This is a genomic window from Mesorhizobium sp. P160927, from assembly GCF_057766385.1.
In genome coordinates this window covers 320,093-338,237 of sequence record NZ_JBYMDW010000001.1, presented here as the reverse complement: position 1 = coordinate 338,237, position 18,145 = coordinate 320,093, and the positions used below count along the sequence as shown (strand labels likewise).

General features: G+C 63.8%; 15 protein-coding genes. 7 read left to right on the top strand and 8 right to left on the bottom strand.

Features of this window, described 5'->3' with window-relative positions; translation table 11 throughout:
- Positions 1-8: 8 nt before the first annotated feature.
- The 7 genes from AC3CB8_RS01705 to AC3CB8_RS01675 form a co-directional block, all read right to left on the bottom strand.
- Positions 9-590 (bottom strand): CarD family transcriptional regulator, encoded by a 582-nt coding sequence (locus AC3CB8_RS01705; RefSeq protein ID WP_015315301.1) that lies wholly within the window; start codon positions 588-590, stop codon positions 9-11.
- Between the two features lie 369 nt (positions 591-959).
- Positions 960-1,298 (bottom strand): ferredoxin FdxA, encoded by a 339-nt coding sequence (gene fdxA, locus AC3CB8_RS01700; protein WP_352564237.1) that lies wholly within the window; start codon positions 1,296-1,298, stop codon positions 960-962.
- Positions 1,299-1,524: 226 nt separating this feature from the next.
- Complete coding sequence (locus tag AC3CB8_RS01695) at positions 1,525-1,911, bottom strand: RNA-binding S4 domain-containing protein (protein ID WP_023773923.1); 387 nt, start codon at positions 1,909-1,911, stop codon at positions 1,525-1,527.
- A 10-nt stretch (positions 1,912-1,921) separates the two neighbouring features.
- Positions 1,922-5,281, bottom strand: a complete 3,360-nt coding sequence (locus AC3CB8_RS01690) for a helicase-related protein (protein ID WP_352726609.1) — start codon at positions 5,279-5,281, stop codon at positions 1,922-1,924.
- A gap of 314 nt (positions 5,282-5,595) precedes the next feature.
- Entirely contained in the window at positions 5,596-5,814 is a 219-nt protein-coding gene (locus tag AC3CB8_RS01685; protein WP_156942055.1) for a hypothetical protein, read from the bottom strand.
- 192 nt (positions 5,815-6,006) lie between these two features.
- Complete coding sequence (gene phbB, locus AC3CB8_RS01680; protein ID WP_015315305.1) at positions 6,007-6,732, bottom strand: acetoacetyl-CoA reductase; 726 nt, start codon at positions 6,730-6,732, stop codon at positions 6,007-6,009.
- Positions 6,733-6,838: 106 nt separating this feature from the next.
- Positions 6,839-8,017 (bottom strand): acetyl-CoA C-acetyltransferase, encoded by a 1,179-nt coding sequence (locus AC3CB8_RS01675; protein WP_023784815.1) that lies wholly within the window; start codon positions 8,015-8,017, stop codon positions 6,839-6,841.
- A gap of 86 nt (positions 8,018-8,103) precedes the next feature.
- Between AC3CB8_RS01675 and AC3CB8_RS01670 the strand changes: the two genes are divergently transcribed.
- On the top strand, positions 8,104-8,232 hold the full coding sequence (locus AC3CB8_RS01670) for a hypothetical protein (protein WP_023773926.1): 129 nt from the start codon (positions 8,104-8,106) through the stop codon (positions 8,230-8,232).
- An 81-nt stretch (positions 8,233-8,313) separates the two neighbouring features.
- The gene (gene phaR, locus AC3CB8_RS01665; protein ID WP_023773927.1) at positions 8,314-8,922 is read left to right on the top strand and encodes a polyhydroxyalkanoate synthesis repressor PhaR; all 609 of its coding nucleotides are present in this window, start codon (positions 8,314-8,316) and stop codon (positions 8,920-8,922) included.
- A 20-nt stretch (positions 8,923-8,942) separates the two neighbouring features.
- On the opposite strand, the gene AC3CB8_RS01660 is transcribed toward phaR, so the two are convergent.
- On the bottom strand, positions 8,943-10,085 hold the full coding sequence (locus AC3CB8_RS01660; protein WP_023784814.1) for a citrate/2-methylcitrate synthase: 1,143 nt from the start codon (positions 10,083-10,085) through the stop codon (positions 8,943-8,945).
- 93 nt (positions 10,086-10,178) lie between these two features.
- On the opposite strand from AC3CB8_RS01660, the gene AC3CB8_RS01655 reads away from it, so the two are divergent.
- From AC3CB8_RS01655 to AC3CB8_RS01635, 5 genes are all read left to right on the top strand, one after another.
- The gene (locus tag AC3CB8_RS01655) at positions 10,179-11,267 is read left to right on the top strand and encodes a citrate synthase/methylcitrate synthase (protein WP_023784813.1); all 1,089 of its coding nucleotides are present in this window, start codon (positions 10,179-10,181) and stop codon (positions 11,265-11,267) included.
- A 219-nt stretch (positions 11,268-11,486) separates the two neighbouring features.
- Positions 11,487-12,617 carry a patatin-like phospholipase family protein gene (locus AC3CB8_RS01650; RefSeq protein ID WP_023784812.1) on the top strand — a complete coding sequence of 377 codons (1,131 nt, stop codon included), beginning with the start codon at positions 11,487-11,489 and terminating at the stop codon, positions 12,615-12,617.
- Positions 12,618-13,428: 811 nt separating this feature from the next.
- Entirely contained in the window at positions 13,429-14,604 is a 1,176-nt protein-coding gene (locus AC3CB8_RS01645) for an efflux RND transporter periplasmic adaptor subunit (RefSeq protein WP_352551115.1), read from the top strand.
- 80 nt (positions 14,605-14,684) lie between these two features.
- Entirely contained in the window at positions 14,685-17,861 is a 3,177-nt protein-coding gene (locus tag AC3CB8_RS01640; protein ID WP_352564231.1) for an efflux RND transporter permease subunit, read from the top strand.
- A gap of 97 nt (positions 17,862-17,958) precedes the next feature.
- Positions 17,959-18,117 (top strand): DUF3309 family protein, encoded by a 159-nt coding sequence (locus AC3CB8_RS01635; RefSeq protein ID WP_023773933.1) that lies wholly within the window; start codon positions 17,959-17,961, stop codon positions 18,115-18,117.
- Positions 18,118-18,145 lie beyond the last annotated feature (28 nt).

The window sequence follows — 18,145 nt, the reverse complement described above, 5'->3', positions numbered from 1 at the left end:
GAAAAAGCTCAGGCAGCTTCTTCCTGCTCGGCTTCCTCATTGTCGGCCTTGGCGCCACGCTTAGGGCCTTTGTTGAGGTTGACCTCGATCAGGCGTACGGCTTCGGTTTCCGACATGCGGTTGACGGCCGCGATCTCGCGGGCCATGCGGTCGAGTGCCGCCTCGTAGAGCTGGCGTTCGGAATAGGACTGCTCCGGCTGGTTATCGGCGCGATAGAGGTCGCGCACGACCTCCGAAATCGAGATCAGGTCGCCCGAATTGATCTTGGCATCATATTCCTGGGCACGGCGCGACCACATGGTGCGCTTGACGCGGGCGCGGCCCTGCACGACCTTCAGCGCGCGCTCGACATAATCCTCCTCCGACAGCTTGCGCATGCCGATCGAGGTCGCCTTGGCGACCGGCACCTTCAGGCGCATCTTGTCCTTCTGGAAGTCGATGACGAACAGTTCCAGCTTGTGGCCGGCCACTTCCTGCTCGTCGATCGAGACGATCTGGCCGACGCCATGCGCCGGATAGACGATGAACTCGCCGGTCTTGAAACCGTGACGTGCAGCTGTGGACTTCTTCTGCGGGGTGATCGTTGCCATTACGCCCTGAACTCCTTGTTGTGGGCCGGCGGCGGTGCCGGCTGAACTCGCGTGACCGGGGTCACCGATCATTAGCCGCACAACAGATGAACCCACCGGAAAAGCCGGGACCGGCAAACCGCAAGAATTGCGACCGCCTGGCCCAGATCGCTCTGGTCCGAAATGGGATTTTCACCTTTCAGTGATTTGGGGCGTCTGCGCCATAAATCGACGTTGTGTCACCGGCATGTTTCGCTGATGTAACACAAAAAGTCGGAAGAATCAAGGTTTTGCTGCGTAAGCGGAGGCCACAACCAATCGCCGCCTGTCAAGGCGGTTAATCCGGCGTGCCTGTTACGCTGCGTCATACAAGCCTTTACAGCGGCGTTGTCAATCGCCTTCGCCGGGCTCGGCGGAGAAGTATTTCTCGAATTTGCCGACCTCGCCGTCGAAGCTCTTGGCGTCGGCGGGCGGCTCCTTCTTGGCGGTGATGTTGGGCCATTTATCGGCATATTCGGTGTTGATCTGCAGCCATTTGTCGAGGCCGGACTCGGTGTCGGGCTTGATCGCGTCGGCCGGGCATTCCGGCTCGCAGACGCCGCAGTCGATGCACTCGTCGGGATGGATGACGAGCATGTTCTCGCCTTCGTAGAAACAGTCGACCGGACAGACCTCGATGCAGTCCATATATTTGCATTTGATGCAGTTGTCGGTCACGACATAGGTCATCGGTCGGCTCCGGGATGTCCCGTTTTTGCTGGCTTTTTCCGTGAGGTAACGCCTTTATCGGCTGCTTGCAAGAGTAGCCATTCCCAGTGGCGCCAGAGTTTGGGAATTGAATTTCAGATCGGCGGTGCCGGACGGTCGCACACCCCTCACCGACGTTCGTTTGCCGGTCCAAATCTGTTTTGGTTGCCGTTGCCGCGGGAGAGCACATCCGCGTCGATCGACAGGCTCAATCTTCGTCGCGCAATCGGTCGGTCTGGCGACGCTCTTTTTTGGTCGGGCGGCCGCTGCCTGCCTCGCGCATCGCCGGGATAGCATCGGGCGGGGTGTCGCCTTTCGGTGCGGGCGGGGGCGACATGTCTTGATAAAGAGTGCGAGCTTCCTCGGACGGGCCGCGCCGCGCGCCTGCGCCGAGCACCTTCCAGACGAAGATACGCCGGTCGAGCGTGATGGTCAGCACGTCGCCTGGCTTGACCAGATCGGAGGCCTGCGCTGCTTTGTCGCGATTGATGCGAACACGGCCGGCGACCACCAATTTGGCCGCCAGCGAGCGCGATTTCACCGCGCGCGAGAAGAACAGCCATTTGTCGATGCGCTGACGGCCTTCAGCAACCATCGCAGCGAATTTACTTCTTCAATTGGTCGCGCAAGGCGGCGAGCTTGGCGAAGGGCGAGTCCGGATCGAAACGTACCTGGCGCTCCTCGCGCGGCTTGGGCTGGAAGGCGGGCTTTCCGCCGCGATCGGCACCCTTGCCTTCCGGCCTGCCGCCCTTCCAGTCTGGCCGGCCTTCGCGGCGCTCGGGACGCTCGCCCTGCGGGCGGCCGTCGTGGCGCTCAGCGCCCTCAGCTTGCGGCTTGGGCTTGTACTTCGAGCGGTCGAAGCGCGGCTTTCCGGCGGCGTCGCGGCGTCCTTCGTGTGCGGGACGGTCCGCCGGCGCGTCTGTTGCCTGTTCGCCGCCGGCCGGCGCGTTGCTTCGGCCGCGCGCCTGTCCGTTTTGCGGCCGGTTGTTGCGGCCGTCGCGATGACGCGGACGCTGGTCGAAGCGACCTTGGCGCCACAGCAGGATCGGCTTTGGCGCTTCGGCTTCCGGCACGGGTTCACCGGCGGCTCCCGCCACGGCAGCTTCCGTCGACGCGGAGGCTTCGACGGCGGGCTCCGCCGCTGCTGTTTCCTCGGTGGGTGCCGCGTCAGCCTCGGCGGTTTCAGGTTCGGCCCACGGCTCAACCGGCGCCGGCTCGGCGACTTCGACAGCGGCTACAGGCTCCTCCGCAACTTCAGCGGTGGCTTCCGCCTGCTCTTGCGCGACGGTTTCCACCGTCGCGTCGGCTGCGACTTCGGCTGGAACCTGTGTCTCCACGGCGGTTGCCGCATCCGACACCAGTTCGGCTCCCTCGGCGGCCGGCGAAGCCGCCGCTTCCGCCGCCTTGGCTTGTTCCGCGCGGGCTGCTTCTTCGGCTGCCTGCTTGGCCGCGGCGGCTTCCCGCGCGGCATTGTCCTGCGCTTCCAGCCGTGCCTTGACTTCCGCGGCCGGCTTCGGCTCGGCGCGATAGCCGAGACCCTTGAGGATCTCTTCCATGTCGTCGGCGGTTGCGCCAAGGATCGACATCATCGGCGGCGTCACCATGAATGACTGGCCGTCATAGGCGCCGTCCGGACGCTGGCCAAGGCCGGGCTTCCAGTTGGTCGCCGGGCGGATCAGGTCGGCCAGCCGCTCCAGAATGTCGATGCGCACGGCGCGGCGGCCGAGATTGCGGTACCCAGCGAGCTTGTAGAAGGCTTTGTCGAAGGCCGGGTCGATGACAACAGAGGTGCGGCCCGAGGCCAGCGAGTGGACGACGTCGCCGAAGCCTGGCTTGTCCTTGCCGTCGTTCTTCAGCGCCCAAAGCAGCGTCACCAGCCCAGCGGGTGCCGGCTTGATCAGCGCCGGCACGAACACGTGGTATGCGCCGAAGCGGACGCCAAGCCGGCGCAGCGCCGCGCGGCCTTCCTGGTCCAAGGATTTCATCTCTTCGGCGATGTCACGACGGTTGATGAGGCCGAAATTCTCGACCAGCTGGAAAGCGATGCCACGGCCGATGCCGGAAATCTGCTCGGCGTTTTTCAGATCGACCAGCGGCTTCAACAACGACTCGATCTGGAAATTGACGAAGCGTTCGGCGCGCGCCGCGACCTTGTCGCGCGCCGGGCCCGTCAGCTGTTCGTCAGCCAGCAACACCAGGCGCGGCTTCAGCGCGTCTTCGCCCGAGACCAGCGTGCCTATCGGCGCGCCGATCCAGCGCAGCGTGCCGTCCGAACCGAGCGCGAGATCGCCATTGGCGCAGGCGCCGAAGCGCTCCGCGCGTGCCTCGAACTCGGCGGCAAGCGCCTTTTGCGCGGCAGTGCGCACGGCCTTGGCGTCTTCGCCGCCGGCGGTCTGGTCGGCGGTGAAGCGGAACCCTTGCAACTCGCCGACATGATGGCCTTCGACAAGGACGGTTCCGGTAGGACTGATTTCGGCTTCAGGCATGGTATTTTCTCTAAGGCGCCGCATGAGGACGGAAGTCCTGCGGTCTACAAAGCGTTTCGTCAACCGCTCATGCAGCGCATCCGACAATCTGTCTTCGATTTCGCGCGTCTTTTCCTGCCAGTGTGCCTGATCGGCCAGCCAGCCGGGCCGGTTCGACACGAATGTCCAGGTGCGGATCTGGGCGATGCGGTGCGACAGCGTGTCGATGTCGCCCTCGGTGGTGTCGGCGCGGCGCACCTGTTCGGCCATGTAGTTCTCGTCGACATGGCCCTGCCGGGCGAGGTCCATGTAGATCGAGGCGATGAGGTCGGCATGCTGGGCAGGCGCGATCTTGCGATAGTCGGGCAGGGCGCAGGCTTCCCACAGCAACGCCACGCGCTTGGCATTGGTGGCGAGCGCGCGGATGTCTTCGTCGCGGGAGAGATGTTCGAGCGCTTGCGCATCGACGGCCGGCAGCGCGCGTGTCAGGCCCTCGACCGGCGCGTTGGTTTCGATCGAGCGCTTCAGCGCATCAAGGCTGGCGAAATCGAATTGGGCGGTGCGCCACTGCAGCACCTTCACCGGGTCGAAGTCATGGCCCTCGATCTTCTGGACGAGATCCTCGTCCAGCGGATCGACCTGGCCGGTGACGCCGAACGTGCCGTCGCGCAGATGCCGGCCGGCGCGGCCGGCGATCTGGCCGAGCTCGGCTGCCGTAAGATTGCGGTACTGGTAGCCGTCGAACTTGCGGTTCTGGGCGAAGGCCACATGGTCGAGGTCAAGGTTGAGGCCCATGCCGATCGCGTCGGTGGCAATGAGATAGTCGACATCGCCCGACTGGAACAGCGCCACCTGGGCATTGCGAGTGCGGGGCGACAGGGCCCCGAGAACGACGGCCGCACCACCCTGCTGGCGGCGGATGAGTTCGGCGATGGCATAGACCTCGTCGGCGGAGAAGGCGACGATCGCGGTACGCCTGGGCAAGCGGGTCAGTTTCTTGGAGCCGGCATAGGCCAGATGTGACAGCCGCGGCCGCGTCACTACGGAGATGCCTTTCAGCAGCCGCTGGAGAATGCCGTGCATGGTGGCCGCGCCAAGCAGCAGCGTCTCCTGGCGGCCGCGCAGATGCAGGATGCGGTCGGTGAAGATATGGCCGCGCTCGAGGTCGCCGGCCAGTTGCACCTCGTCGATGGCAACAAAGGCGGCGTCGGTTTCACGCGGCATGGCTTCGACGGTGCAGACCGAATATTTGGCGCCCGGCGGCTGGATCTTCTCCTCGCCGGTGATCAGCGCCACTTTGTTGGCACCGACCTTTTCGCAGACGCGCGTGTAGACCTCGCGGGCCAGCAGCCTCAGCGGCAGGCCGATGACACCGGTTTCGTGCGCCACCATGCGCTCGATGGCGAGATGGGTCTTGCCGGTATTGGTTGGCCCAAGCACGGCGGTCACGTCGCGGCCCGACAGGATCAGCGGCTCGGTATGTTTCGGCTGGATGTTCATCGGCTCGGAAATAAGGCTTTCTGGCCTCTCGTGGTCGGGAGCGTGCCAGGGTGGCGCGTATGACAGCCGACACATAGGGTTTTCGAGCGCGAAGCGAAAGCAGAATGTTCCGGCAGGGTTCCGCAGACGCCCGCCTCACTCCGCAAATCAGCCCTGCTTAACAGTTGGAACGAGTCTGGAACGAATCAGCGACGAATCGGCGACTCCGCCAGATTCAGCTTTTGTTCACGGCTAGATATGGATTTTGGGACCACGAGTCTCACCACATGCTGAATCGCCGAACTGGCCCGTTTTATGCTGGGCGGGTCCTGCCGTTAACTTCCGCCGGGAACAATGAGGGGAGGCGGTGCGCGCTCGGATAAGCTTATGAAACTGTTAATCTTTCTAAACTCGACGTTAAAGAATAGCAGCTTATCGCGGCCATTAATCTTAACATTGGGCTCAAAGCCGGAACGAATCGGCGACAAAGCAGCGCCGGCCGTATTTTCTGCTTTTGTTCTCTCAATATCTTGTGTTGTGAACAGCTTATCCACCGAGAATCCACAGGCTTAACCACAGGGTTCGCACAGACGCGCCTACCGGCATTAACCTTTGCGTGCCGAATTGGGCCATTGCGTAACAGCACGTCTTCCAGGAGTCAGGCGCCATTTGGAACGGACCGATTTCCGGTCCGCTTACCGCAGGTACTTATGGATCCGCAGCCTTGGACCGCGCGAGCAGACGTCTCAGACGAAGTACTGGCCGCCATTGGCGGTGAGGGTCGAGCCGGTGATGAAGCCGGCATCTTGCGAAGCGAGGAAGACCACGCAGCGCGCGATCTCTTCCGGCTCGCCAAGACGGCCGACCGGGATTTGCGGGATGATGCGCTCGTTGAGCACCTTTTCGTCGATCGCCTTGACCATCTCGGTGGCGATGTAGCCAGGGCAGATGACGTTGACGGTGATGCCCGCGCGGGCGCCTTCCTGGGCGAGCGCCTTCGAGAAGCCGATGTCGCCGGCCTTGGCGGCGGAGTAATTGACCTGACCGGCCTGGCCCTTCTGGCCGTTGATCGAGGAGATGGTGATGACGCGGCCGAACTTGCGGTCGCGCATGCCGCCCCACAGCGGATGGGTCATGTTGAAGACACCGGACAGATTGGTATCGATCACCTCTTTCCACTGCTCGCGGGTGATCTTGTGGAACATGGCGTCGCGGGTGATGCCGGCATTGTTGACCAGCACCGAGACAGGGCCGAGGTCGGCTTCGACTTGTTTGATACCGGCCGCGCAAGCGTCATAGTCGGCGACCGACCATTTGTAGACCGGAATGCCGGTCTGCGCCTTGAACTTCGCCGCCGCCTCGTCGTTGCCGGCGTAGTTCGCGGCAACCGAATAGCCGGCGTTCTTCAAAGCGATCGAGATCGCCGCGCCGATGCCGCGCGATCCACCCGTGACGATTGCAACCTTGGTCATGCATTTCCCCTTCTTGAATCGCCCTGTTGTCGGGCTTGGCAGGCACTGGACTTACCATAGGCACCACATGTGAAACGGGCGGCTTGCGCCGCCCGTCCGAAGTCTATCAGAAAGCCTCCACGCACATGGCGACGCCCATGCCGCCGCCGATGCATAGGGTGGCCAGCCCCTTCTTGGCGCCGCGTCGGCGCATTTCGAAGACCAGCGTGTTGAAGATGCGGGCGCCCGAGGCGCCGATCGGGTGGCCGATGGCGATGGCGCCGCCATTGACGTTGACGATCGCGGGATCCCAGCCCATGTCCTTGTTGACGGCGCAGGCCTGTGCGGCGAACGCCTCATTGGCCTCGACGAGGTCGAGATCCCCTGCCGACCAACCGGCTCGTTCCAAGGCCTTGCGTGAAGCGGGAATGGGTCCGGTGCCCATGATCGCCGGATCGACGCCGGCGGTCGCCCAGGAGGCGATGCGCGCCAGCGGGGTGATGCCGCGCCTGGCGGCTTCCGTTTCGCTCATCAGCAGCGCGCCGGCGGCACCGTCATTGATGCCGGAGGCATTGGCGGCCGTCACCGTGCCATCCTTGTCGAAGGCCGGCTTCAGCTTTGTCATGGCGTCGATCGTGGCGCCGTGGCGGATGTATTCGTCCTGATCGACAACCGTGTCGCCCTTCTTGCCCTTGATGGTGAAGGCGACGATCTCGTCCTTGAACTTGCCCGCCTTCTGCGCGGCCTCGGCCTTGTTCTGCGAGGCCAATGCGAACTGGTCCTGGTCGTCGCGGGTGATCTGGAACTGGCGGGCGACGTTCTCGGCGGTGTTGCCCATGTGGTAGCCATTGAAGGCGTCCCACAACCCGTCCTTGATCATGGTGTCGATCATCTTGTAGTCGCCCATTTTGACGCCGGCGCGAAGGTGCTCGGCGTGCGGCGACAGCGACATCGATTCCTGGCCGCCGGCAATGATCACCTTGGCGTCGCCGGTGGCGATCTGCTGCATGCCGAGCGCGATGGCGCGCAGGCCCGAACCGCAAACCTGGTTGAGGCCCCAGGCGGTGGTCTCCTTGGGCAGCCCGGCAAGGATCGAGGCCTGGCGGGCCGGGTTCTGGCCTTGCGCCGCGGTCAGCACCTGGCCAAGGATAACCTCGTCAATCTCGGCCGGTTCGACCCCGGCACGCGCCAAAAGTTCCTGGACGACGACGGCGCCGAGCTCATGCGCGGGCGTCGCGGCGAAGGCGCCGTTGAAGGAGCCTACAGCCGTGCGCGCGGCGCTGGCAATGACGATGGAAGCGGACATTTTCTTCTCCAGACTTCAAGGGTGTGGTTGTGCCGTTGAGGACTTTTCTTGCCCTTTCCCAACCCCAAGTCAAACCGGAAATCGGCATGGCGCCGATGCGCCGCAAATGGGCCGCGCATCGCGGTGCCGGCGGTCCGGTCGCTGCCGCGCAGCATATTTTGCCTGCCATGCAGCATTATATGATGCCGCAGTGCACAAACTGCTTGGAATTATGAGGCTTTTGCGCATATCCTCAAAAAGGGCGCAATCGTTACCGGCTGCTTACTGAGGCGTGCCGGTGTCCGGGGAGGATGCAGATGGCCGCAAAAGACGACCCTATCATTATCAAGAAATACGCCAATCGCCGCCTCTATAATACGGGGACGAGTACGTATGTGACGCTCGAGGATCTGGCCGAAATGGTCAAGAAGGGCGAGGAGTTCACCGTTCAGGACGCCAAGACCGGTGACGACATTACCCATCCGGTACTGACCCAGATCATTTTCGAGCTGGAGAACAAGGATGGGCAGAACATGCTGCCGATCCCGTTCCTGCGCCAGTTGATCGCTTTCTACGGCGATCAGATGCAGATGATCGTGCCGAGCTTCCTCGAGCAATCGATGATCGCCTTCTCCAAGGAACAAGAGCGGTTCCGCGAGCAGATGAAGGGCGCCATCGGCAAGTCGCCACTGGACGTGATGAAGATGGCGACGCCGATCAAGGCACTGGAAGAACAGACGCGCCGAAACATGGAAATGTTCCAGAACGCGATGCGGCTGTTCACGCCTTTTCCGCCGGCGGGCTCGGCTCCGGCAGCGGCCCCCGCCGAGCCGGCCAGGAAGGAAGCGGCTGAGAAGTCCGACGATCTGCAGCAGTTGAAGGACCAGATCGCGGCCATGCAGCGCAAGCTCGACACGATGTCGTGAGCGCATAGCGCTCACGCGATTTATGGCAGCAATCCCTCATAGCGGCCGCGCGGCCGGATGATGCTGCCGCTCACGATCTGTTCGACCAGATGTGCCACCCAGCCGACGCTGCGTCCAAGCGCGAAGAGGTGGAACGGTGCATCGCGCTTCAAGCCAAGGCCGTGCGCCAGCACGGCCAGGGCAAAATCGATATTCGGTTGGGCGCCGGTCGCCGCCATGGCGGCGGTTTCCAGCGACCGCAATGTTTCGTTGGTGTTGTCGAAGTCCGCCAGAAGCGCCGTGGCCCGGGGATCGCCCTCGGGATAGAGCTGGTGGCCGAATCCCGGCAGTGGCCGGTCGTGGCCAAGCCAGCGCCGGACCGCGGCATCGGCACCATGCCGCATCGCGTCTTCGGCGAGTTGCATCACCGCTTCGCCGGCGCCGCCGTGGCGGGGACCGGACAGTGTCGTCAGGCCGGCCAGCAGACAAGCGGCGGGCGAGGCTCCGGTCGAGGCCGCGACGCGGGCCGCGAAGGTCGACGCGTTGAGTTCGTGATCGGCAAGCAGCACAAGCGCACGCCGGATCGCATCCGCGCCATCGTCGTCCACCGACCAGCCCCGCGCCAATCGCTGGTGCACTGGTTCCGGCCCCGCCTCGGCACCGAGGGCGCTGGCCAGCACGCCGATCGCGTGCGCGGCATCGGTGCACAGCGAGGCAGCATTTCGTCCAAGCGAAGGCCGCGCCTGGCCGGCAAGCGAAGCGAGTTGCACAAACGCCTGGGCGCGGCCGGTCGGGCGCGGCGCATCTGGTGGCGATGCTTCGAAATGGACCGGGCCGGACAGAGCCCAGAGCAGTCCAGCGGTTTCTTCCAGCGTGGCATGGTCGGACAGCGCAACGGCATCCCGGCCCCGATAGATGAGGCTGCCGTGCCAGACGGTCGAAATCGCGGTGACGAGCGACGGCTCGCCCCAGGCGATCGCGCTTTCGGCGATGGCCGAGGGGCTGCGTCCGCGCGCCCTTCGGGTTGCCAGCGCCGCGATGTCGTCGGCGCGGTACTGGCTGCGGCGCGGATCTGCCCGATCCGGGCGCATGCCGATGCGCCCGCGGCTGACATAGGCATAGAGCGTCTGCGGCCTCACCCCGAGCCTTTCCAGCGCCTCTTCCCGCGACAACCATTCGGACATATCGAGCTCGGATATTGATTCTATTGATCAAGATTGATGCTTATGGCGTCCATCCTTATCTCCCACCGGGAAAAGCTTCAAGGAGACAAGGCCATGGCGAATGGGCTCGATGATGTGGTGGCGGCCGAAACCGTGCTGTCCGACGTGGATGGCCTGGGCGGCCGCCTGACGATCCGAGGCCATTCGCTTGGGGACTTGGCTGGACGATGGAGTTACGCCCGGGTCGTCCGCCTGCTGCTGGGCGGCTTCTTCGACGATCTGCCCGGTGACGCCGAACTGGCGGCACGGTTGGGCGAGGCACGCGTCGAGGTTTTCGAACGGCTCGCGCCTTCGCTGCCCCTGCTGGCGCCGCTCGAACTCTACAGCGCCATGCGCGCCGGCATGGCTTTGCTGCCGGATGGCGAAACGCTGGCCGACGCCTTGCGGCTGATCGCTGCGCCCGCGGTGCTGACGCCGGCCCTGCTGCGCCCGCGGCGCGGCGAGCAGCCGATCGCACCCGACGGCAAGGCGAACCATGCCACCGACATGTTGAGGATGCTCAGGGGAACGGTCCCGTCGCCGGCATCGGCAAAGGCGCTCGACACCTATCTGGTGACCGTTTGCGATCATGGCCTCAATGCCTCGACCTTCGCCACCCGCGTCGTCGCTTCGACCCTGGCCGGCCTGACATCGTCGGTGCTGGCCGGGCTTGGCGCGCTCAAGGGGCCGCTGCATGGCGGCGCGCCCGGCCCGGTCATCGACATGCTCGACGCCATCGCCGCGCATGGCGATGCGGCCGGCTGGCTGCGCGACGAGATCGCGCATGGCGAACGCATCATGGGCTTCGGTCACCGCATCTACCGCGTGCGCGATCCGCGTGCCGATGTCCTGAAAGCGGTGGTGCGCACGCTTGGCGGTGAGGGTGACACCGGCAGGCGGCTGGCTTTCGCCGAGACGGTCGAGCAAGCCGCGCTCGACGTGCTTCGGACTGCTAAGCCGCAGCGTTCGTTGCAGACCAATGTCGAATTTTACACCGCTCTGGTGCTGGAAGCGGCAGGGTTTCCGCCCGAGGCGTTCAGCAATGTCTTCGCAGCCGGGCGTGTTGCCGGATGGGTCGCGCATGCGCGCGAGCAGCAGACCACCGGAAGGCTGATCCGTCCGCAGTCACGCTATATCGGGCCTGTGCCGGACCTCGTCGCCTAGCTCCCATTTACCGGGCTTCATGCCCGTTTCGAAAGCTGCGGTTTCTCCCATGCAGCGGATTGGCCTTTCGCATGACCGAAATTTCATGTGATCACGCGACCGTGTTCGTGTTCTTGCCTTGATCCATTCTTATATGCTGCACTGCAACATAAGCTGGCGATAGCTGCTTCCTTCGAATGACGTAGGGGCGGGCCGGCGTATCAGGATGACAGAAACGCCATGACGAAGAACGGCAAGGCGGAGGAAAAGAAGAAGATCAACATCGCTCTCCAGGGTGGCGGCTCGCATGGCGCCTTTTCCTGGGGCGTGCTCGACCGGTTGCTGGAGGATGACAGGCTGGAGATATCGGCGGTGTCCGGTACCAGTGCCGGCGCGATGAACGCGGTGGCGCTGGCTGACGGTTTTGTCAGGGGCGGGGTCGAGGGCGCGCGCAGGAAGCTGGACGATTTCTGGCACGCGGTGGCCGCGAAGGGACGGTTCAGCCCCGTGCAACGCATGCCCTGGGATGTCGCCTGGGGCAATTGGTCTATCGAGAACACGCCGGGCTATGTCTTCTTCGACACCATGTCGCGGGTATTCTCGCCCTATGTCGCCAACCCGCTCGGCCTCAATCCGCTGCGCGACGTGGTCGCGCGGGAGATCGATTTCGGGAATGTCCATGCCTGCAAGTCGATGGAACTGTTCATCTCCGCCACCAATGTCGAGACAGGGCAGTTGCGAGTGTTTTCCGATGGCGAGATCGATCTCGACGCAGTAATGGCCTCGGCCTGCCTGCCGCAACTGTTCCGTGCTGTCGAGATCAAGGGCGTGCCCTATTGGGATGGCGGCTATGGCGGCAACCCGGCGCTCTATCCGTTCTTCAAGACGGCGGCGACCGAGGACGTGCTTCTGGTGCAGATCAACCCGGTGGTGCGCGAGGGAACACCAAAAAGCGCCAACGAGATTCAGAACCGCATCGACGAGATCACCTTCAATGCCGGGCTGCTGCGCGAATTCCGCTCGATCGCCTTCGTCAAGGAACTGATCGCCGCCCGGCGTCTGCCGCATGGCGAATACCGGGACATCCGCATGCACCGCATCGATGCCGACGAGGCGTTCAAGGATCTGTCGGCTTCGTCCAAGGTCAATGCCGAATGGGCGTTCCTGACCTATCTCAGAGATCTCGGCCGCACCGCCGCCAGCGACTGGTTGGAGGAGAACTACGACGCCGTCGGCAAGCATGCCACGCTCGATCTCTCGGGCGAACTCGACGACGGTTTCAAGCCGGTCCGCGGTCCAGCACCGGGCCGCCGGGTCAAGGAGTTTCTTGCAGCGCGCAAGAACCCGGAGGCGGAGCGCCGTCGGGCCTGAGCCCGCCGGCTGGCTCCACGGCAGTGTCGCCGGCAGCATGGCGGGTCTCCGGAGCAGCGCGTGTCCAGCGCTGCTGGCGTGACAGCAACCTTGGCGTGCGGAAGAGCCGTCATCATGCTGACGCCTGCTGCCACTAACGGTCAGATGGCGCCGGCCGGGAGACGTTCGAAGGGGTCGGGTGCGATGCTCGATACAGAATTGCGATTGGGACGAAATACACCCGGTGTTCCCGCACCTGTCTCGCGCCGGGCCCTATGTCGCGCGTATCGGGACGCGATGGTCCAGGACGTAATAATGCGGGCGCATTGGCGTTTTCAGCATCTGGTTCGACGTCGGTGCATTGGCGGCGGCAAGCCTGATCTGAACGATTGACGTGCCTCTTTTCCGAGCAATTCCAGGCCTTTGGCCCGTGTTGGTGGTGTCTCGGCCATTGCCCCGTCGCCGATCGCGCTGACGCGGATCGCGGGTTCGTGCCTGAATGCGGATCGCGGCTGTATTTCGGAGACGGCCGGACGGGCCTATGGCGAGCCGGGCGGGTCCCCAGCGGTCGACGTTTCAGAGCCGGATCGTGAACCGGCGGCCGGCTTCACCAAGTAGCCTGGCAAGTCACACAGAACCGTTTCATGACGGCCCAACCTTGTTCGGCTACGCAATGCTGCTGCAACTTTGGGACTATATTGCAATGCAACTTTGATGTAGAAGCGCGCTCGCCGATCACGGCAATTTGAACACGGTCAAGCGCGCACCCATATCGGCGACGCGCCCGCGTCATCAGACGCGGTGCTGGCCGACCCGTAGTGGAAAAATGACGATGCCTAAAATCAGGTTTCACAAGCTTGCAGCCATTGTTGTGCTCATCGGTTTCGCGGCGTGGATGGCGACGGGCGAGTTCTCGTCGGTCGGCAGCGTAGCGGCGAACAAGGCCAAGGCAGCCGAAGTCGAGCAGGGCAAGACGCCGGACGCGAGCAAGCCGAAGACGGCGGAAGCCGAACCGAAGGCCCCGCTGCGTACCGTCGCCGTGGTGACGCCGCCGCGCAAGACCTATGCCCGCGCCATCCGCATTTCCGGGCTGACCGAAGCCGACAAGCGCGCGGTGCTGGCAACCCGCGTCGCCGGCGTCATCGACAAGCTGCCGGTCAAGCAGGGCGACCACGTCAAGACCGGCGACCTGGTGCTGATGCTCGCCGCCGAGGAAAAGATCTCGATGGTCGACAATGCCAAGCAGCTTGTCGCGCAGCGCAACGCCGAACTCGATGCCGCCGAGCGGCTGGCCAAGACAGGCAATTTGCCGAAGCTGCAGCTCGACACCGCCCGTTCCAACCTGACCCAGGCGCAGTCCCAGTTGGATACCGCGCAGGCCGAGCTCGACCGCAACGAAGTGAAGGCGCCGTTCGACGGCGTCATCGACCGGGTGCCGGTGGAACTCGGCAGCTCCGTCATGCAGGGCGGCGAGGTGGCGACGATCCTCAAGCTCGACCCGGTGATCGCGCGCGGCGAAATCAGCGAGCGCGACCTCGGCTATCTCAAGATCGGCGACAAGGCCAGCGTTCGGCTGGTCAGCGGCCAGACCGTCGAAGGCACCGTGCGCTATATCAGCCGAGACGCCTCGTCGGCGACCCGCACCTTCCGTGTCGAGATTGCCATCCCCAATGCCGATGGCTCGGTGCCGGCCGGCATGACGGCCGAAATCCAGCTCAGCGCGTTGCCGACCGACGCGGTGCTTTTGCCGCGCTCGGTGGTGACGCTGGGCGACAAGGGCGATCTCGGCATCCGCGCCGTCGGCAAGGACAACAAGGTGGCGTTCTTTCCGATCGATCTGGTCGACGATACGCCGACCGGTCTCGTGCTTGGCGGCATCCCGGCCGATGCGCGCATCATCGTTGCCGGCCAGGAACTGGTGAAGGAAGGCGACGAGGTCCATCCGGTCGAGGCCGATCAGGCGACCATCAAAAAGCTGATCGGCGAAGCCACCGCCGGGACGCAGTAGCGCGTGGGCGCCGGCGCCGGACCCTGTCCGGCGACAGCATGTCCGTTCGCCACTCCCGAAAGCAACAGCAGGCATAAGTCATGGATATCGTCAGACTCGCAATCAACAATGCCCGCCTGACCATCTCGGTCCTGGTCTTCCTGCTGATTGCAGGCTGGGTCGCCTATCAGTCGACACCGAAGGAAGCGGAACCCGACGTTCCGATTCCGATGATGTATGTCAGTCTGATCTATCAAGGCATTTCACCGGAGGATTCCGAGCGTCTTCTGCTGCGGCCGATGGAAAGCAAGTTGAAAAGCCTGAAGGGCCTCAAGGAGATGCGTTCGGCCGCCTTCCAGGGCGGCGGCTACGTTCTGGTCGAGTTCCAGCCGCAGACGAACCTTGCGACGGCGCTGCAGGATACGCGCTCCAAGGTGCAGGACGGCAAGGCCGACCTGCCGCAGGCGGCCGAGGAGCCTGTCGTCACCGAGGTCAACATCTCGGAATTCCCGGTGCTCGTCGTCACGCTTTCCGGCGAATTGCCGGAGCGCGTTTTGACGGCTGCGGCCCGTGAACTGCGTGATCGCATCGAGGAAGTGCCCGGCGTGCTCGAAGGCTCGTTGCAGGGCTCGCGCGACGATCTGGTCGAAGTCGTCATCGATCCGATGAAGCTGTCGTCCTATGGCCTGCAGCTCGACCAGCTGATCGGCGCTGTCGGTGCTTCCAACAGCCTGGTCGCCGCCGGCAATATCGAGGGCTCGGAAGGCAAATATGCCGTCAAGGTGCCGTCGCTGATCGAGACACCGGAGGATGTGGCGGCACTGCCCGTGGTCGCCGGGCCCAATGCCGTGGTGCAGGCCAAGGACATCGCGACGATACGCTCGACCTTCGCCGACGCGACGACAATCACGCGCCTCAACGGCAAGCCGGCCATCGCCATCGAAGTCAAGAAGCGCATCGGCGCCAATCTGATCGATACGCTAACCAAGGTCAGGGAGGTGTCCGACGCTTTCGTCAAGACGATGCCCGAGGGCATGCACGTCACCTACACGCAGGACAAGTCCGTCTTCGTCAACCAGCTGTTGGGCGACTTGCAGAACCACGTGATGATCGCCGTCATCCTGGTGTTCATCGTCATCCTCTACGCGCTGTCCGGCCGGGCCTCGCTGCTGATTGGCCTTGCCATTCCGTCGTCCTTCCTGATCGGTATCCTGCTGCTTGCCATGATGGGCTACACGATCAACATGATCGTGTTGTTCAGCCTTATTCTGGCGGTCGGCATGCTGGTCGACGACGCCATCATCGTCACCGAGTTCGCCGAACGACGGATGAGCGAGGGCATGCCGAAGCAGGAAGCCTTCGCGCTCGCCGCCAAGCGCATGGCCGGCCCGGTCATCGCAGCGACGATGACGCGTATCGCCGCCTTCTCGCCGCTCCTGTTCTGGCCCGGGATCATCGGCGATTTCATGAAGTACATGCCGATCACGCTAATCGTCACGCTGTCGGCCTCGATGCTCTATGCGCTGGTTTTCGCGCCGACGCTGGGCGCCATATTCGCCAAGGCGCCGCAGCATCACGAGGATGGCAATCGCGACGGCTGGTACATGGCTGTCGTCAAGCAAGCGGTGCGCTTTCCCATCACCGTGATCGTGCTCACCGTCGTCTTGCTGACGGGTATTTTCGTTGGCTATTCAAAGTACGGTGCCGGCGTCGAATTCTTCCCTAGCGTCGAACCCGACTATGGCCTGCTTTACGTGCATGCCCGCGGCAACCTTTCGCTGGCCGAAATGGATACGGCGACCAAGATCGCCGAAAACCGATTGCTCGGCTGGCCCGGCGTGAAGTCGGTCTACACCCGCGTCGGCAAGACGCAGGGCGGCGGCCAGGATGTGCCCGAGGACGTCGTCGGCGTCATCCAGTACGAATTCATCGACTGGCGCGAACGCAAGTCCGCGGACCAGATACTAAGCGATCTGCGCGGCGTGATGGCCGGCATTCCCGGGGTCGACGTCGAGGTGCGCGTGCCGGAAGCCGGTCCGCCAACCGGCAAGCCAATCCAGATCAGGCTCTCGGCCGTCGATCCAGCCGGCCTCGACGACAAGGCGCGCGCCGTGGCTGCGCGTATCGCCAAGGTGCCGGGCGTCATCGATATTTCCGATGGCCTGCCGCCGCCTGGCGTCGACTGGGCTCTCGAGGTCGACCGCGCCAAGGCCGCGCAATACGGCATCAGTCCGACTTCCGTCGGCACCGTGGTGCAGCTGGTGACGAACGGACTGAAGCTTTCCGAATACCGGCCCGCTGGCGCCGACGACGCCGTCGACATCCGCCTGCGTCTTCCGGAAGACCGGCGCACGCTGTCGACGCTGGACGAGCTCAGGGTGCAGACCTCGCAAGGGTCGGTGCCGATCTCGAACTTCGTCGTGCGCAAACCCGAGCCGACGGTCGGCATCCTCAACCGCATCGACGGCGCCCGCACCGTGGTGGTGCAGGCCAACGTCACGGCCGGCAGCCAAGTCGCTGTCGTGCAGCAGGAGGTCACCCAGGCCGTCACCGATATGAATCTGGGCAGCGGAATACGCTGGAAGCTCGCCGGATCGAATGAGGACAGCGCGGAAGCCAGCGCCTTCCTCAGCAAGGCCTTCGGCGCGGCGATCTTCCTGATCTTCCTGGTGCTGCTCGCGCAGTTCAACAAATTCACCAGCGTATGGCTGGTGCTGTCCTGCGTGGTCATGGCGACAATCGGCGTGTTCCTCGGACTGCTTATCACAGGCGAGACGTTCGGCATTGTCATGTCCGGCATTGGCGTCATCGCGCTGGCCGGCGTGGTGGTGAACAACAACATCGTGTTAATCGACACCTACGACCGGCTGCGCGAGGAGGGCTGGGACAAGATGGACGCGGTGCTGCAGACCTGCCGCGAGCGTGCGCGACCGGTTGTGCTGACGGCGGTGTCGGCGATTCTCGGCGTGCTGCCGATCGCCTTCGGCCTTGGGCTCGAAATCTTCCATCACGAGACGACGATCAATGCGCCGTCGACGCAATGGTGGATTTCGCTGTCCTCGGCGATCGTCTTCGGCCTGTCCTTCGCCACCATTCTGACGCTGGTGGTGACGCCGTCGATGCTGATGGTTTTCACCCGCGCCAAGGTCAAGCCCGGCGCGCGGCGCGGCTTAATCAGCCGTCTCTTCCGGCGCGGCAAGGGCGAGATCTCGTCCCAAGGACCTTTGGCAGATGTCGGCGCCGAGCCGGCGGTCAGCTTCCCGAAGGCCGCAGAATAGAGCGTTTCGCAAGCCCGAGCAACAAAGGCCGTCCGGGAACAACCGGACGGCCTTTCGCATTGTTCCCTGGAATGCAACCAGACGGCGAGGGCTCAAAATGGCCATCAGCACACTTCTCGTTATCATCCTGATCCTGATCCTGATCGGCGCGGTGCCGGCATGGCCGCATTCCCGCTCCTGGGGCTACGGACCATCGGGCATTGTCGGCGTCATCCTGGTCGTGGTGCTGATCCTGCTTGTGCTGGGAAGGATCTGACGACAACTATCACCGCCGGACCCTTACT

Excerpts from the sequence above, each read along its gene's own strand:
- AC3CB8_RS01705 (WP_015315301.1), bottom strand. The coding sequence starts at position 590 with ATGGCAACGATCACCCCGCAGAAGAAGTCCACAGCTGCACGTCACGGT.
- fdxA (WP_352564237.1), bottom strand. The coding sequence starts at position 1,298 with ATGACCTATGTCGTGACCGACAACTGCATCAAATGCAAATATATGGAC.
- AC3CB8_RS01695 (WP_023773923.1), bottom strand. The coding sequence starts at position 1,911 with ATGGTTGCTGAAGGCCGTCAGCGCATCGACAAATGGCTGTTCTTCTCG.
- AC3CB8_RS01690 (WP_352726609.1), bottom strand. The coding sequence starts at position 5,281 with ATGAACATCCAGCCGAAACATACCGAGCCGCTGATCCTGTCGGGCCGC.
- phbB (WP_015315305.1), bottom strand. The coding sequence starts at position 6,732 with ATGACCAAGGTTGCAATCGTCACGGGTGGATCGCGCGGCATCGGCGCG.
- AC3CB8_RS01675 (WP_023784815.1), bottom strand. The coding sequence starts at position 8,017 with ATGTCCGCTTCCATCGTCATTGCCAGCGCCGCGCGCACGGCTGTAGGC.
- AC3CB8_RS01670 (WP_023773926.1), top strand. The coding sequence starts at position 8,104 with ATGGCGCCGATGCGCCGCAAATGGGCCGCGCATCGCGGTGCCGGCGGT.
- phaR (WP_023773927.1), top strand. The coding sequence starts at position 8,314 with ATGGCCGCAAAAGACGACCCTATCATTATCAAGAAATACGCCAATCGC.
- AC3CB8_RS01660 (WP_023784814.1), bottom strand. The coding sequence starts at position 10,085 with ATGTCCGAATGGTTGTCGCGGGAAGAGGCGCTGGAAAGGCTCGGGGTG.
- AC3CB8_RS01655 (WP_023784813.1), top strand. The coding sequence starts at position 10,179 with ATGGCGAATGGGCTCGATGATGTGGTGGCGGCCGAAACCGTGCTGTCC.
- AC3CB8_RS01650 (WP_023784812.1), top strand. The coding sequence starts at position 11,487 with ATGACGAAGAACGGCAAGGCGGAGGAAAAGAAGAAGATCAACATCGCT.
- AC3CB8_RS01645 (WP_352551115.1), top strand. The coding sequence starts at position 13,429 with ATGCCTAAAATCAGGTTTCACAAGCTTGCAGCCATTGTTGTGCTCATC.
- AC3CB8_RS01640 (WP_352564231.1), top strand. The coding sequence starts at position 14,685 with ATGGATATCGTCAGACTCGCAATCAACAATGCCCGCCTGACCATCTCG.
- AC3CB8_RS01635 (WP_023773933.1), top strand. The coding sequence starts at position 17,959 with ATGGCCATCAGCACACTTCTCGTTATCATCCTGATCCTGATCCTGATC.